A 14,757-nucleotide genomic window follows, 5' to 3' on the forward strand; every position below is an offset into this window, starting at 1 on the left:
TCGGACATGGCAGGGGCCTCCTGATGCGAGCGTGGGGTTGTTTGACACCATACCCACGGGTAGCACGTTGCTCGCTATGGAGGTAGGCCACACATGTTCATGCGCATCGACCACATCGCAATCGCCTGCCACGACCTCGAGGCGAAGATCAAGCTGTTCTGCGAGACGTTCGAGCTGACCGTCGTGGCCCGCGAGATCAACGAGGAGCAGGGCGTCAAGGAGGCCATGCTGAAGATCGCCGACGGCGAGAGCGGGAGCTCCTACATTCAGCTTCTCGAACCGCTGTCGCCCGATTCTCCCGTGGGAAAATTCCTGGCCAAGCGAGGTGAGGGACTCCATCACGTGGCTTTCGGGGTTCCCGACGTGGCCGAGGCAATGGATAAGATCAGTGCAAAGGGCGTAAGGCTGCTCGACGAGCGTCCCAGGCATGGCTCGATGGGTTCGGAAATCGCGTTTCTCCACCCCAAAGACCTTGGAGGAACACTCACGGAGCTGGTTCAAGCGGCCGCGCCCCGGTAAACGCAAGAATCGTTCGTTAGTAACTAGTTACGCAGAAACCCGGACGGGGCTTCGAACGCGGCAAGGGCGGAGTACGCTGGCCTTCCACCGGACAAGGAGCCTGCCGCATGGCACGGGCTCCTGGCTCGGGTGCCCCGAACCCCCCGTCCGGCCCGTGTAGCCGTCTCGACAACCCAGGATCGAGCCTCCATGCAGTCCGACATCGACGCCCAGCTCAACAATTTCTTCGAGGACGCCCCAGCTCGCGAATTCGACGTCGTCCTCCGCGGCTATGACCGGCACCAGGTCCATGACCACCTGAAGCAAATCGACGCCGATCTGCGCCAGTCCCGCGAGCAGGTCACCTCCCTACAGCGAGACCTGTCCGACTCCCAGCGCCAGCTGCAGGAGCAGGAACGCCCCACCTACTCCGGTCTGGGCGCCCGCATCGAGCAGCTGCTCAGACTCGCCGAGGAGCAGGCCACCGAGCTCGTCCAGGCCGCCAGGTCGGAGGCCAACGAGATCAAGGCCGCCGCCAAGGTGGACGCGGCCGACATGCGGGCAGCCGCCGAGGCCGAGGCCGCTGACAAGCGCGCCCTGGCCACGCGCGAGAGCGAAGAGATGCGCACCAGCGCGGAGCGCGATGCCGAGGAGATCCGCTCGACCGCCCGCCGGGAGGCCGACGAGCTGACCGCCACCACCGAGCGCGAGGTCGCCAAGCTGCGGGCCACGGCCGACCACGAGGTCGCCGAGAAGCGCGCGGACGCCGAGCGCGAGATCGCCAAGCTGCGCACCACCACCGAGCGTGAGGTCGCCCAGCTGCGCGCCTCCACCAAGCGTGAGCGCGACGAGGTGCTGACCACCGCCAAGCGGCAGGCCGACGAGATGCGCGGGCAGGCACAGCGGGTCCTGGAGGAGTCGGAGGCCAAGCGGGCGCAGGACGAGGCGGAGTTCGAGATCCAGCTCGCGTCCAGGCGCGAGGAGGCGGAGCGCCAGGAGGCCGAGCACCACGCCAGCACGCAGGCCGCGACGCAGAAGCTCGTCGCGGAGGCCGAGCAGCGCGCCGCCACCGCCGAGTCCAGGGCCACCAAGGCGAGCCAGCAGGCCGAGCAGACCCGCCGCGAGGCCGACCTGCACGCCAAGCAGCTCGTCGCCAACGCCCGCAAGAACACCGAGCAGATCGTCTCCGAGGCCAAGGCCAGCGCCGAGACGATAGTGACCGAGGCGAAGAACGAGGCCGAGCGCACCCGCACCTCGATGCAGCGCCAGGTCGACGAGCTCACCCGCCAGCGCGACAGCATCACCAGCCACCTGGCGCAGCTGCGCCAGCTGCTCGGCGGCGCCGCGCTGCCGGGCATGGAGCCCGAGCCCGCGGTCACGGCGGCACCGCCGAAGCCCGCGCTCGCCGCTCCGGCACCGGCACCGGCACCGGCCAGCGAGAGGCCGTCCACCCCGGCGCCGTCGGCGCCCGCCAAGCCGGCGGGCAAGTCCGAGGACGACGCGGAGTGGTGGCAGGAGTAGCCGCCACGCGAGCGGACGACTGGGGTTAGGCAGCCACACGGGGGCTGATCGAACGACCGGACAGAGCCTGGTGACCACAAGGTCGCTAGGCTCTTTCCGTTGCGCGGCGATCAGTAGGCCGCATCCCCCGATCCCCCTGACCTGCAGGAGAGCTCGCTGTGTCCGCAGAAGTCAAGTCGGCCCCGGCCGAGGTCCACAGCCCGCCGACGCGGCCCTACGGGCTGCCCGGCAAGCCCCTGAGTCAGGGCCCGTTCCTGTTCGGCCTGGTCGGCGGCCTCGGGGTGCTGACCGCGATCGGGCTGGCGCAGATGGTCGTCAGCCTGCTGAACGTGATCATCCTGGTGGTGGTGGCGATGTTCCTCGCGGTCGGGCTGAATCCGGCCGTGGAGGCGCTGCAGCGGCGGCGGCTGAGCAGGCAGTGGGCGATCTCGATCGTGTTCGCCGGGGTGATCGTGGCCTTCGTGCTGTTCGGGCTGGCCGTGGTGCCGCCCGTCAGTCAGCAGCTGAGCGACTTCGTGGGCGCGGTGCCGGGTTACGTCACCGAGCTGTCCCGGCATCCGATGCTGCGCCAGCTGGACGCCAACTATCAGCTCCTGCCGCAGCTCGGGAAGTTCGTCACCGGCACCTTGGGGCCCTCGCTGGCCACCGGCGTGGTGGGGGCGGGGCTGGTGGTGCTCGAAGGCGCGTTCACCACGGTGACCCTGCTGGTACTCATGCTCTACTTCCTCGGATCCCTGCAGACGATCAAGGACTACCTGCTCCGGCTGGTCCCCTCCAGCCGCCGTGAGCGCACCGGGGCGATCACCGAGGAGGTCCTCAAGGGCATCGGCGGCTACGTCGCGGGCAACATCTTCATCTCCCTGATCGCGGGCGTGGTCACCTGGATCTTCCTGTCGATCGTGGGCGTGCAGTACGCGCTCGCGCTGGCCCTCATCGTCGCGCTGACGGACCTGATCCCGCTGGTGGGCGCCACGATCGGGGCGGCGGTGGTGACCGGCGTCGCGCTGCTCGGCTCACTGCCCGCGGGCATCGCCTGCGCCATCTTCTTCGTGATCTACCAGCAGGTGGAGAACTATCTAATCTACCCGCGGGTGATGAAGCGCTCGGTGGACGTGACCCCGGCCGTGACGGTCATCGCCGCCCTGTTCGGCGGCGCGCTGCTCGGCATCGTGGGCGCGCTGCTGGCCATCCCGGTGGCCGCCGCCATCGCGCTGATCATCCGGGAGATCGTCATACCGCGCCAAGCTCAGCGCTGAGGAAACGCGCCACGGCCGTGTTGAACGCCTCGGGCTGCTCAACGGCGGTCAGGTGACCGGCCTGCGCGATGATCTCCACCCTGCCGCCGGGCATCGTCCTGGCCATCGCCTCCGCGTCCGCCGGGGGCGTCAGCTCGTCCTCCTCCCCCGCCAGCACCAGCGCGGGCGCCTTCAGCGCGCCCAGCGTGCCGAAGGAGTCCGGACGCGCCGCCATGGCCCGCTGCGCCCAGGCCACCGCCTTGGGCGGCGCCGACTGCACCAGCCCCTTGACCCGGCCGAACACCATGGCCCTGCGCTGCTTGGTGGTGGGCCCGATCAGCGCGGGCAGCACCTCCTTGACGAGCACCTCCCGGTCGTCGGCCAGCACCGCCTGGGCGATGCGCTCGCGGTTGGCGCGCGCGGGCTCGGCGTCGGGGCTCGCCTTCGTGCTGGCCAGGATCACGCCCAGCACCCGGTCCGGATGGCGGCGGCAGAACGCCATCGTCACATAGCCGCCCATGGACAAGCCCCCGACCACGGCGCGGTCGATGCCCTCCGCGTCGAGCACCCTGGCGACGTCGTCGGCCATCAACTCGACGGACGGCTCGTCGTCCCCCAGCGTCGATCCGCCGAAGCCGCGCAGGTCCGGGGTGATCACCCGGCAGGAGGCGGCCAGCCCTTCCCGCTGCGCCAGCCACATGGCAGAGGAGAGCGGGAACGCGTGTAGCAGGACGACCGGGAGCCCGGTCCCGGCTGATCTCGTATAGAGCTGCACCACCACACGGTAGCCCTGTTAGCCGTGACAATCACCGCTTCTGTCGCGAATCAGATGGCGGTGGCTCCGCCGTCGATGAACAGGACCTGGCCCGTCATGTAGGCCGACGCGTCACCGGCCAGGAAGACCGCGGGCTGCGCCATCTCCGCCACGGTGCCCCAGCGGCGCATCGGCACGTTCGCCACCGTGGCCTGGTTGCTCGCCTCGTCCGCCCACAGGTTGCGGTTGAGCTCGGTGGCGGTCCAGCCGGGGCACAGGGCGTTGACCCGGACCCCGGACAGGGCCCACTCGACCGCCAGCGTCTTGGTCAGGGCCACCACCCCTGCCTTGGCGGCGGCGTACGGGGCGAGAAAGGGGGCGCCCAGGGCGGCGACGGAGGCGACGTTGATCACTGACCCGCTGCCGCGCTCCAGCAGGTGCGGCGCCACGGCGTGGCAGACCGCCATGGCCGAGTCGAGGTTGAGCCGCATGATCTTGTCCCAGCCGGCCAGGCGCAGATCCTTGAACTCGACGAGGAAGTTCGAGCCGCCGGCGTTGTTCACCACGATGTCGAGGTGGCCGAGCCGTTCGATCGACGCGTGCACGGCCGCGCTCGCGGCGTCGCGGTCGGTGAGGTCGGCGGGGATGACCACGGCCTGCCTGCCGAGCGCCTCGACCTCCTTGGCGACCTCGGCGAGCGCCTCGGCCGAGCGGGACACCAGGGCGACGTCCGCGCCCGCCTCGGCGTAGGCGAGCGCGATGGCCTTCCCGATCCCCTTGGAGGCCCCGGTGACCAGAGCCTTCTTGCCCTCGAGTGTGAACGCGCCCACGGTGTCTCCTCGGGTGCCTCCTCGCTCGTAACCGAACAAGATTCTATGAGCACCGGGGCGCCTGCCGCCACCCTGATCAGATCTCGGTCGGCAGCGGGTAGGAGTCGGGAGCGACGCGGCGCACGATCTCGTTCAGCACGATCCGCACGAACGGCTCGCCGACCCACAGGTGCTTGGCGCCGTCCACGCCGACGACCTCCGCCTGCGGCACCCGGGCGAAGCGGCGCCGGGCCTCCTCGGGGCGCAGGTAGTCGTCGAACTCCGGCACCAGCGCGATCAGCGGGCGACCGAACGCCGCCCAGGCGTCCAGGTCGGCGTCCGTCGCCCTGTGCAGCGGCGGAGAGAGCAGAATGGCGCCCTCCACCAGCGGATCCTGCGCCCACTTGAGCGCCAGCTCGCTGCCGAAGGACCAGCCGATCACCCACACCCGGGGCAGGTCGTTGAACTCGGCGTACTCCAGCGCCGCGGCCACGTCGAAGCGCTCGCCCTCGCCTCCGTCGAACGCGCCCTGCGAGGTGCCGCGGTCGGAGGAGGTGCCGCGCGTGTTGAACCGGAGCACCGCCAGGTCGGCCAGGGCGGGCAGCCGGTTGGCCGCCTTCCGGTAGACATGGCTGTCCATGAAGCCGCCATGGGTGGGCAGCGGGTGCAGGGTCACCAGCGTCGCCACCGGGGGGCGCTGCTCGGGCAGGGCCAGCTCGCCGACCAGCTTCAGACCATCGCCGGTGTGCAGTTCGATCGGCTCTCGCCGGGCGGGCAGCACGCTCGCCGCGCGGATCTCCACGTCGCTCCTCATCGGGGGTTGGGGCTTACGTACCTGTCAGTAGCGGCTGCGGCCGGGGCCGCGGTCCAGTCTCTTGCGCCAGCACACCGGATGCCAGTGGCGGCGCTCCTCGTCGCCGCCCGTCCAGTCCGGCCAGGCGACCAGGTGCGGCTGGCCGCCGCGGATCTCCTGGTCACAGCCCGGACAGCGGTAGTCCTTGGTGGAGGTCCCGCCGGTGAGCATACGGACCTTCCAGTCGCCGTCGGGCCACTCCTCCACCCGTTCGTTGCCGCGCGGCACGCCCAGCGGGCGGGTGGGCTCCCGGCGGCGGGCGCGGCGCGGGCTCATGCCCTGGGGAACACGTGGACGCCGGCGGTGACCAGCTGGTCGAGCAGGGGCGCCGGCGCGTAGGCCGGCTCGCGGTATTCGGCGTACAGGGCCCGGAGCCCGTCGCGCACCACCGCGAGACCGATGGACTCCAGCGTCTCGAACGGCCCGGCCGGGTAGCCGCAGCCCAGCCGCATGGCGGCGTCGATGTCGCCGATGGAGGCGTAGCCCGTGTCGTACATGCGCACGGCGTCGTTCAGATAGGGGTAGAGCAGCGCGTCGGTCACGAAGCCGGCCCGGTCCCGGCACGCCACCGGCGTCAGCCCGATCACCGTCATCAGGTCCCTGGCCGCCCTGGCCGCCGCCTGCGAGGTGAGCACCGTGGCGGCGAGCTCGGCGACCCGGTTGCCGACGACCCGGACGCCGACCAGCCTGGCGGGGTCCTGGAGTCGTACGGCGTGCTCGATGACCGGCCGGTCGGCCGGCCGCAGGATCACGTCCGGGTCGGCTGAGGGCTTGAATCCGGCCGTACGGAGCCGCTCGGTCAGCTCGTCGGCCCCCTCCCCGGCCATCTCGAACGTGATGACCGTGGATCTGTCCGGTTCGCGCGGGCGGGGTTCGTCACCGTGGAAGCCCCGGCCGCTCTTACGGCCGAGCAGCCGGGCGGAGACCAGCTCGCGCAGCAGCGGCGCGGGCGCGTGCCGGCGGTCCCGCGTCTCGTCGAACAGCACTCCCATCACCTCGTAGGCGGTGTCGAGGCCGATCAGGTCGAGCAGCGCGAACGGTCCCATGGGCAGCCCCACGCCGAGCCGCATCGCCGCGTCGATGTCGTCCCGCCTGGCCAGGCCCTGCTCCAGGAGCACGGCGGCCTGGTTGAGGTAGGGCAGCAGCAGCCGGTTCACCACGAATCCGGCCCGGTCGCCGACCGCCACCGGCGTCTTGCCCAGCCGCCTGGCCAGCTCGGAGATCTCCGGCACCAGCGCGGGATCGGTCAGCACCGTGCTGACGACCTCGACCAGGCCCATCACCGGCGCGGGGTTGAAGAAGTGCATGCCGATCACGCGGCCCTGCCGCCCGGTGGCGGCGGCGATGGCGGTGACGGGCAGCGAGGAGGTGTTGGTGGCGAGCACGGTCTCCGGCTTGCAGATCCGGTCCAGGTCGGCGAAGAGCGAGCGCTTGTAGTCGAGGACCTCGGGGATCGCCTCCACCACCAGGTCGGCCTCGCGCAGGTCCTCCCGCGAGGTGGTGAGCGTGATCCGGCCCAGGATCGCGTCGCGCTCGCCGCCGCTCAGCCTGCCTCTGTCGACCGCCCGCTGCGTGGATCTCTCCACATGGCCGCGCCCGGTGGCCAGCGCGTCGGCGTCCGCCTCCACGCCGATCACCCGCAGCCCGGCCCGCGCGAACACCTCCGCGATGCCGGCCCCCATCGTGCCGAGCCCGACCACAGCCACCATTTCGAACGCCATACCGATAGTTTCCCAGAGCGGTAGGGTTGGCCGTCATGCGGCTGGTCATCGCGCGTTGCAGCGTGGATTACATCGGACGGCTCACGGCGCATCTGCCGATGGCGCCCAGGCTCGTGCTCATCAAGGCGGACGGCAGTGTGTCGATCCATGCCGACGATCGCGCCTTCAAGCCGCTCAACTGGATGAACCCGCCGTGCAAGCTCAAGGAGGACGGCGAGACGTGGACCGTCACGCACGGCAAGACGGGTGAGAAGCTGGTCCTGACGATGGCGGAGATCCTGCACGACTCCAGCCACGAGCTGGGCGTCGACCCGGGCCTGATCAAGGACGGCGTCGAGGCGCACCTGCAGGAGCTGCTCGCCGAGCACATCACGACGCTGGGCGACGGCTACTCCCTGATCCGCCGCGAGTACATGACGGCCATCGGCCCGGTGGACATCCTGTGCCGCGACGGGGGCGGCGGCACGGTGGCGGTGGAGATCAAGCGACGCGGCGAGATCGACGGCGTCGAGCAGCTGACCCGCTATCTGGAGCTGCTCAACCGCGATCCGCTGCTGGCGCCCGTCCGCGGCGTGTTCGCCGCGCAGGAGATCAAGCCGCAGGCCAAGGTGCTCGCCGCCGACCGCGGCATCGACTGCGTCACCCTCGACTACGCCGCCATGCGCGGCATCGAGCCGGAGAATCCGACCCTGTTCTGACCGCTCTCGTAAGCGGCGGCTTACCGGTCTATCGTGACGCCATGACGACGCTCACCTTCGAGTCCCTGAATCCGGCGACCGGTCAGGTCATCGGCAGCCATCCCAAGCAGAGCGCGCAGGCCGTGCACGAGGCCGTCGGCAGGGCCGAGACGGCCGCGGCGTGGTGGGACCGGCTCGGCCACGCCGGGCGCAGGCGGCGGCTGCTCGACTACAAGGCGGTCGTCACCCGCCATCTGCGCGAGCTGGCCGAGCTCGTGCACCAGGAGACCGGCAAGCCGGTCGCCGACGCCTCGCTGGAGCTCGTCCTGGCGATCACGCACCTCGACTGGGCGGCGCGCAACGCGCCGAAGGTCCTCGGGCGCCGCCGGGTCTCCTCCGGGATGCTGGGCGTCAATCTGGCGGCCACGCTGGAGTATCTCCCGCTGGGGGTCGTCGGCGTGATCGGGCCGTGGAACTATCCGGTCTTCACCCCGATGGGGTCGATCGCGTACGCGCTCGCGGCCGGCAACGCCGTGGTGTTCAAGCCGAGCGAGCTCACGCCGGGCATCGGGGTGCGCCTGGCGGAGTTGTTCACCGAGTCGGTGCCGGAGCACCCGGTCTTCCAGACGGTGACCGGGCTCGGCGAGACCGGCGCCTTCCTCGCCCGCGACCCCCGGGTCAAGAAGATCGCCTTCACCGGCTCCACGGCGACCGCCAAGCGGGTGATGGCCGCCTGCGCGGAGAACCTGACGCCGATGGTGGCCGAGTGCGGCGGCAAGGACGCGTTCATCGTCGACGCCGACGCCGACCTGAAGGCCGCCGCCGACGCGTGCCTGTGGGGCGCGCTGTCCAACGCCGGGCAGACCTGCGTGGGCGTCGAGCGGGTGTACGTGGTCGACGCGGTCTACGCGCCGTTCATGCGCGAGCTGTCGGAGCGGGCGGCGTCCATCAGGGCCGGGGAGCACTACGGGCCGATCACCATGCCGGGGCAGCTCGACATCATCAGGCGGCACATCGACGACGCCACCGCCTCGGGCAAGGCGATCATGGGCGGGACCGACTCGGTGCGGGCGCCCTTCGTCGACCCGGTGATCGTGGAGGACGTGCCGGAGGACTCCCCCTCGGTGCGCGAGGAGACGTTCGGGCCGACGATCACCGTACGCCGCACCCGCGACGCCCAGGAGGCGCTGGAGCTGGCCAACGCCTCGGCCTACGGGCTGGCGGGCACGGTCTTCGCCCGCGACGCGCGGCGGGCGATGGAGCTGGCCCGTGCGATGCGGTCCGGGATGACCGCCGTCAACTCGGTCATCTCCTTCGCCGGGGTGCCGGCGCTGCCGTTCGGCGGCGTGGGCGACTCCGGGTTCGGGCGCATCCACGGCGCGGACGGCCTGCGCGAATTCACCCGGCCCAAGGCCATCTCCCGCCAGCGCTTCGCATTGCCGGGGATGAACCTGACCTCGTTCACCCGGGGCCCCGAAGAGCTTGAGCGGCTGATCAAACTCGTCACGTTCTTGCATGGGCGACGCAAGAGGTAATGTATGCGCCCTTTCCCTATTCCGATCATCCATCCATAATTGTGTGCTCGGGGGCCACGATCATGTTGGACGGGTGGAATGTGAACCGGTCTTACCGGGGAATGTCGGCTGAGCAAAGGCTGGCGGACAGACGAGAGCGGCTGATGACAGCCGCCTACACGCTATACGCGAAACCAGGTTTCGAAGCCACAACGATCGAAAGGTTGTGCTCTGAGGCGCGGATCTCCAACCGCGCCTTCTATGAATGTTTCGGTGGCCGTGAGGAGCTCCTGCAAGCCCTCCACGAGCGGTGCGTGGAGGACAGCCTGGCCGCGGTGGCCACGGCGTTACAGGAGGCGCGCGCCACCCTGGACGACAGGGTCAGCGCGGGCATTCGCGCCTATATCGAGTTCACGACCGCCGACTGGCGCAGGGCGCGCATCATGCACCTGGAAGTACGCAGATCGGGCGACATCCTGGCGGCCTCGCGGCAACGCGCGGTCGCTTCCTTCGCCCGGCTGGTCGAGGAGGCGTCCAAGGATTTTCCCGAGCCCGCCATGGGCAATCGGCGCCTGGTCGCCCTGGGGGTAATTGGCGCACTGCAGGAGTTGCTCATTGAATGGCTGCTCGCGGCCGATCCGCCGACCATCGACGAACTCGTGGACGTCGCGGTGCACATCTTCGGCAGATCACTGGGAAAACCGTGACACCTTGATCACAGTCCGCGAGTAGCGGTCTTATTTCGGGCCGGATTCTATATTCCGGTGCACCCGAAAGGCGCCTTACCGGAAACAGTGAGAGCGGGCAGCGGCTGATCGCTGCCCGCTCCGATATGTCGCCGCGTACGGCGTCGTGTCAGGCCACCGCCGCCTGCTGTGCCTCGACGGAAAGAACCCGATTCAGCCGGGTCACCGCCAGCACCCGCATGATCCGCGGTGGCACCCCCCGAAGGACGAGGCGGCGTTGCGCGCTGAGCGCGAGCCGATGCGTGCCCACCAGCACTCCAAGTCCGGTGGCGTCGATCATCTCCAGCTTGGAGAGGTCGACGATCAGGTCCCCTTCGCCGGCCTGGACGGCTTCGTGCAGGCGCGACCGCACGCCCGCCGACGTGCCCGCGTCGAGTCGCTCCCCGATCCGCACCACCTGTGCTCTTGGATTGCCCCGGACGCGCATGCCACCTCCTCAGTCACGCCGCGCTGTCGCACGCGGCGTGGTCGCTCTCTCTCGCGCAGAGCATCAGCCGAGGTAAAATCCCGGCAGTTACCCCCTACCCAGCTATCGGCAGCGACACGACCGCGCGGAGAAGAAACTCTCCGTCACCCGTCGGGCCGGCCGTGAACTCGCCGCCGACGTCCGCCACCCGTTCGGCCAGGCCGGCCAGGCCGCTGCCCAGATCCTCGCCGCGCCAACGATCGACCCCGTCATTGCGCACCCTGATCTCGGCCTCCTCATCGGTGAAGCGCACGAGGATGTCGCACTGGGTGGCCGCGCTGTGCTTGAGCACGTTGGTCACCGCCTCCCGGATGACGTAGGCGAACACCGGCGACACGCCTTCGGGAAGCTCGCCGAAGGGCAGACGCGTTTCGCATCGGACGCCCGCCGCTTCGAGGACGCCTTTAACGCTATTCAGCTCAGCGTTCAAGTCAAGCTCGCGGTAGCCGCGCACGGCCTGGCGCAGCTCCCGCAGCGCCTGCCTGGTCAGCGTGTTGACCTCGGACATCTCCGCGCCGGCGGCGGCGGCGTCACCGTCCGTCAGCTTGACCGCCAGCGCGGCCTTGACCGCGATGGCGGACAGTTGGTGCCCGACGAGGTCGTGCAGATCCCTGGAGAAGCGCAGCCGCTCCTCGGCGACCGCCAGCCGGGCGTGCGCCTGTTTGCCCTCCTGCGCCTGGACCGCGAGCTGCCAGATCCAGATCCAGACCCGGTTGGTCGGCGGGAAGCAGGCACAGAAGACGCCGTAGAGAACGGTGACGTAGAGCAGGACGCGGCCAGGGCCGTGCTCGCCGACGAGCACGGTGGACGGCTCGATGAGGTAGTTGCCGAAGCTCACCCCGACCCCGACCGCGAACACGCCGGCCGAAAGGACCGTGGCGGTCACCGCCGGCACGCCGAGCACCGCCACCGACAGCCAGGTGACGAGCACCATGCCCCAGCTCATCGGGTCGCCGCCACCGACCACGGCGGCGGCCAACGCCAGCGCGCCCGCCGCCACGACCTCTCTGGTGGCGTACCGGCTCACCAGCACGGCGACCACGATGCGCCGATAGAGCCAGGTGAAGCCGGCGGACATGAGCAGAGCGGGCACGACACGCAGCCAGTTCAGGTCCTCTCCGTTGATGGAGCGGAGGAGCAGTCGGATGACGATGAACAGCCACATCATCACGACGATCATGCTCAGCATGCGGAGGCTGTGCTGCCGTGCCCGTTCGATCGGATCCATTACCTGGCGCGCAGCACTTCGCCGAGCTTGACCCGGGCACCGGTGCGCAGCACGGCGCGCTCGTACACCTTCGCGCCGAAGGCGAGCGTGCCCGCCACGGCCAGCGCCATCAGCCCGACGGAGATCCCGACCTGCCACATCGGCACCTCGGTGGCCGCCATCCGCACCGGCATCACCATCGAGGAGAACGGCGGGATGAAGGAGACGATGGTGGCGACCGTGCCGGTGGGGTCGTTGGTGGCATAGAAGGCCACGAAGTAGGACGCCATGATGAGCATGGTCAGCGGCGACATCACGTTGCCGACCTCCTCCTGCCGGGAGACCAGCGAGCTGAGCGCGGCCGCCAGCGTGGCGAAGAAGGCATATCCGAGGATGAACCAGAGCAGGACACCCGCCACGATGCCGACCATGCCCGGCGGGAAGTCGGCGGCGAACCCGGAGGCGAACGAGGCCCCGAGCCCGACCACGAGGATCGTGGCCAGGTTGATCAGGCCGAGCACCCCGAGACCGATGATCTTTCCGCCCAGCAGCTGCCACGGCCGGACCGCGCTCAGCAGGATCTCCACGATCCGGCTGCCCTTCTCCTCGACCACGCCCATCGCCACCATCATGACCTGCCCGATGATGAGCATGAACAGCACCAGGACGAGGACCACCGCGATGCCGGTCCGCGCGGCCTCGTAGCGGGTGTCAGCGCCCACGGACTCCATCTGCAGCGGCTCGACCCGCACCCCCGCCGCGCCCAGCTTCGTCTCCCGGTGAATGCTCTGCATGAGCACGCCCAACTGGGAGTCGATCTCGCCGTCGGTGATCACCTTGGTGCCGTCGACGAGCACCGCCTCGACGTCACCGTCGAGCACCGCCTTGGTGGCCGCCTGCTCGTCCGGGAAGGAGCGCCACTCGAACTTCGCGTCCGGCGCCGCCGCCTCCAGCGGAAGCTGCTGGGAGTTCACGGTGCCCAGCGTGTATTCGTCGGGCCCGTCGAAGAACTTCGGCGCGAACGCCAGCGCCCCCACCAGCACGGCGGTGATCGCCAAGCTGATCAGGAACGCCTTCGTACGAATCTGCGTGCTTATCTCACGCCTGGCGACGAGCATCAACCCGTTCACGCCACGGCCTCCTTGAAGATCTCGGTAAGGGACGGCTGCTGAACGCCGAAATGCTCGACCCGGCCGGCCTTCACGGCGCGGCGCAGGATCTCCTGGTCGTCGCCGTGCGTGGTGAGCAGCACGTGCCGGTCGCCGGTGACGCTCACCTCACCAGGCAGGCCGTCGGCCCAGCCGGGGAGCGCCTCGCGGACCACGACCCGCAGCGTGCGGCTCTCGGCGGCGCGCAGGTCCTCGACCGTGCCGCTGGCCACCATCCGGCCCGCCGAGACGATGCCCACCGAGTCGCACAGCCGCTCGACCAGTTCGAGCTGGTGACTGGAGAAGATCACCGGCACACCGCCGCGGCAGCGCTCCTGCAGCACCGTGGCCAGCGCGTCCACCGCGATCGGGTCGAGCCCGGAGAACGGCTCGTCGAGGATGAGCACCTCGGGCTCGTGCACCAGTGCCACCGCGAGCTGGACGCGCTGCTGGTTGCCCAGGGAGAGCGACTCCACCGAACTGTTCCTGCGCTCGGTGAGCCCGAGCCGCTGCAGCAGATCGTCGGCGGCCTGCTTGGCCGCGCTCTGGCTCAGCCCGTGCAGCCGGCCGAAGTACTCGATCTGCTCGCCCGCCCGCATCTTCTGGTAGAGCCCGCGCTCTTCGGGCATGTAGCCGAACTTCTGCCGGTCGGTGTACGTCAGCGGCCTGCCCTGCCAGCTCACCGAGCCGGAGTCGGCCTTGAGCACACCCATGACGATCCGCATGGTCGTCGTCTTGCCGGCCCCGTTCGCGCCGACGAATCCGAACATCTCGCCCGGCCGTACGGCGAAGCTGATCCCATCGAGGGCGAGCTTGCCTTCCGGCGAGTCGGGGCCTCCGGCGAAGCGCTTGCGCAGTTCGCTGATCTCGAGCATCAGATCTTCTCCTCTGTCATGGGATAGATGGTGCCGTACGTGGCATTCGCCCTGGTAGTCGCGGAAATCAGCGGCCGGGGATGCGCTGCGCGTCCGTTCTGGATGACATTTGTCATTACGCTGAACTCATGACGCGCGCAGACAAGGACAAACCTGTCGTTCTCTCCCGGATCTACACCCGTACGGGCGACGACGGCACGACGACGCTGAGCGACCTGAGCCGCACGTCGAAGACCGATTCCCGGCTGGCGGCGTACGCGGATGTGGAGGAGGCCAACGCCCACCTGGGCCTCGCGATGTCACACGGCACCCTGTCCGCCGACCTCGTGGCGGTTCTCGTACGGGTCCAGAACGAGCTCTTCGACCTGGGCGCCGACCTCGCCACCCCGATCGCCGAGAACCCGGAGTTCCCGCCGCTGCGGGTCGAGCAGTCCTACGTCGACTGGCTCGAAGAGCAGTGCGACCGCTTCAACGAGGACTTGAAGCCGCTGCGCAGCTTCATCCTGCCGGGCGGCGACCCCGCCACCGCGGCCCTCCATCTGGCCAGGGTGACCGTCCGCCGGGCCGAGCGGACCACCTGGGCCGCGCTGCAGACGCACGAGGACATGAACCCGCTGACGGCGAGATACCTCAACCGCCTGTCAGACCTGCTGTTCATCCTGTGCCGGGTCGCGCACGCCGGCAGCGAGATCCTGTGGAAGCCGGGCGGGACCAGATAGGCACCAGCGACGCC

General features: G+C 69.7%; 16 protein-coding genes. 7 read left to right on the forward strand and 9 right to left on the reverse strand.

Annotation, left to right across the window (positions count from 1 at the left end):
• The first annotated feature begins 93 nt into the window (after nt 1–93).
• The 3 genes from mce to IEY87_RS10840 all read left to right on the forward strand — a co-directional run bounded on the left by mce (nt 94) and on the right by IEY87_RS10840 (nt 3,275).
• Nucleotides 94–519, forward strand: a complete 426-nt coding sequence (gene mce / locus IEY87_RS10830) for a methylmalonyl-CoA epimerase (protein ID WP_189138420.1) — start codon at nt 94–96, stop codon at nt 517–519.
• A gap of 189 nt (nt 520–708) precedes the next feature.
• Nucleotides 709–2,019 (forward strand): DivIVA domain-containing protein, encoded by a 1,311-nt coding sequence (locus IEY87_RS10835; RefSeq protein WP_189138421.1) that lies wholly within the window; start codon nt 709–711, stop codon nt 2,017–2,019.
• 158 nt (nt 2,020–2,177) lie between these two features.
• On the forward strand, nt 2,178–3,275 hold the full coding sequence (locus IEY87_RS10840) for an AI-2E family transporter (protein WP_189138422.1): 1,098 nt from the start codon (nt 2,178–2,180) through the stop codon (nt 3,273–3,275).
• Here the strand turns inward: IEY87_RS10840 and IEY87_RS10845 are convergent.
• The 5 genes from IEY87_RS10845 to IEY87_RS10865 form a co-directional block, all read right to left on the reverse strand.
• Nucleotides 3,250–4,029: an alpha/beta fold hydrolase gene (locus IEY87_RS10845; RefSeq protein WP_189138423.1), complete on the reverse strand. Its 780-nt coding sequence runs from the start codon at nt 4,027–4,029 to the stop codon at nt 3,250–3,252. The genes IEY87_RS10840 and IEY87_RS10845 overlap by 26 nt on opposite strands.
• A 50-nt stretch (nt 4,030–4,079) precedes the next feature.
• The gene (locus IEY87_RS10850; protein WP_189138424.1) at nt 4,080–4,838 is read right to left on the reverse strand and encodes an SDR family NAD(P)-dependent oxidoreductase; all 759 of its coding nucleotides are present in this window, start codon (nt 4,836–4,838) and stop codon (nt 4,080–4,082) included.
• 76 nt (nt 4,839–4,914) lie between these two features.
• Entirely contained in the window at nt 4,915–5,619 is a 705-nt protein-coding gene (locus tag IEY87_RS10855; protein WP_189138901.1) for an alpha/beta hydrolase, read from the reverse strand.
• Nucleotides 5,620–5,655: 36 nt separating this feature from the next.
• A complete protein-coding gene (locus IEY87_RS10860; RefSeq protein WP_189138425.1) occupies nt 5,656–5,946 on the reverse strand; it encodes an Rv1322 family protein in 291 nt (96 codons plus the stop codon).
• A complete protein-coding gene (locus IEY87_RS10865; RefSeq protein WP_189138426.1) occupies nt 5,943–7,391 on the reverse strand; it encodes a 3-hydroxyacyl-CoA dehydrogenase in 1,449 nt (482 codons plus the stop codon). The genes IEY87_RS10860 and IEY87_RS10865 overlap by 4 nt, the downstream gene beginning before the upstream one ends.
• 35 nt (nt 7,392–7,426) lie before the next feature.
• Here IEY87_RS10865 and nucS point away from each other — a divergent pair, with 35 nt between their 5' ends.
• From nucS to IEY87_RS10880, 3 genes are all read left to right on the forward strand, one after another.
• Nucleotides 7,427–8,089, forward strand: a complete 663-nt coding sequence (gene nucS, locus IEY87_RS10870) for an endonuclease NucS (RefSeq protein ID WP_189138427.1) — start codon at nt 7,427–7,429, stop codon at nt 8,087–8,089.
• A 41-nt stretch (nt 8,090–8,130) separates the two neighbouring features.
• Entirely contained in the window at nt 8,131–9,603 is a 1,473-nt protein-coding gene (locus IEY87_RS10875) for an aldehyde dehydrogenase family protein (RefSeq protein ID WP_189138428.1), read from the forward strand.
• Between the two features lie 143 nt (nt 9,604–9,746).
• Nucleotides 9,747–10,289, forward strand: coding sequence for a TetR/AcrR family transcriptional regulator (locus IEY87_RS10880; protein WP_225276925.1), 543 nt, complete (start codon nt 9,747–9,749; stop codon nt 10,287–10,289).
• A gap of 148 nt (nt 10,290–10,437) precedes the next feature.
• Here the strand turns inward: IEY87_RS10880 and IEY87_RS10885 are convergent, their stop codons facing one another.
• The 4 genes from IEY87_RS10885 to IEY87_RS10900 form a co-directional block, all read right to left on the reverse strand.
• A complete protein-coding gene (locus tag IEY87_RS10885; protein WP_189138430.1) occupies nt 10,438–10,755 on the reverse strand; it encodes an STAS domain-containing protein in 318 nt (105 codons plus the stop codon).
• 94 nt (nt 10,756–10,849) lie between these two features.
• Nucleotides 10,850–11,983 carry a sensor histidine kinase gene (locus tag IEY87_RS10890; protein ID WP_189138431.1) on the reverse strand — a complete coding sequence of 378 codons (1,134 nt, stop codon included), beginning with the start codon at nt 11,981–11,983 and terminating at the stop codon, nt 10,850–10,852.
• Nucleotides 11,984–12,021: 38 nt separating this feature from the next.
• Nucleotides 12,022–13,131, reverse strand: coding sequence for an ABC transporter permease (locus tag IEY87_RS10895; RefSeq protein WP_189138432.1), 1,110 nt, complete (start codon nt 13,129–13,131; stop codon nt 12,022–12,024).
• Nucleotides 13,128–14,024, reverse strand: coding sequence for an ABC transporter ATP-binding protein (locus IEY87_RS10900; RefSeq protein WP_189138433.1), 897 nt, complete (start codon nt 14,022–14,024; stop codon nt 13,128–13,130). The genes IEY87_RS10895 and IEY87_RS10900 overlap by 4 nt, the downstream gene beginning before the upstream one ends.
• Nucleotides 14,025–14,152: 128 nt before the next feature.
• On the opposite strand from IEY87_RS10900, the gene IEY87_RS10905 reads away from it, so the two are divergent.
• A complete protein-coding gene (locus IEY87_RS10905; protein WP_189138434.1) occupies nt 14,153–14,743 on the forward strand; it encodes a cob(I)yrinic acid a,c-diamide adenosyltransferase in 591 nt (196 codons plus the stop codon).
• The last annotated feature ends 14 nt before the right edge of the window (nt 14,744–14,757 follow it).

The organism is Nonomuraea glycinis, from assembly GCF_014646515.1.
In the GTDB taxonomy this organism is placed as follows: domain Bacteria; phylum Actinomycetota; class Actinomycetes; order Streptosporangiales; family Streptosporangiaceae; genus Nonomuraea; species Nonomuraea glycinis.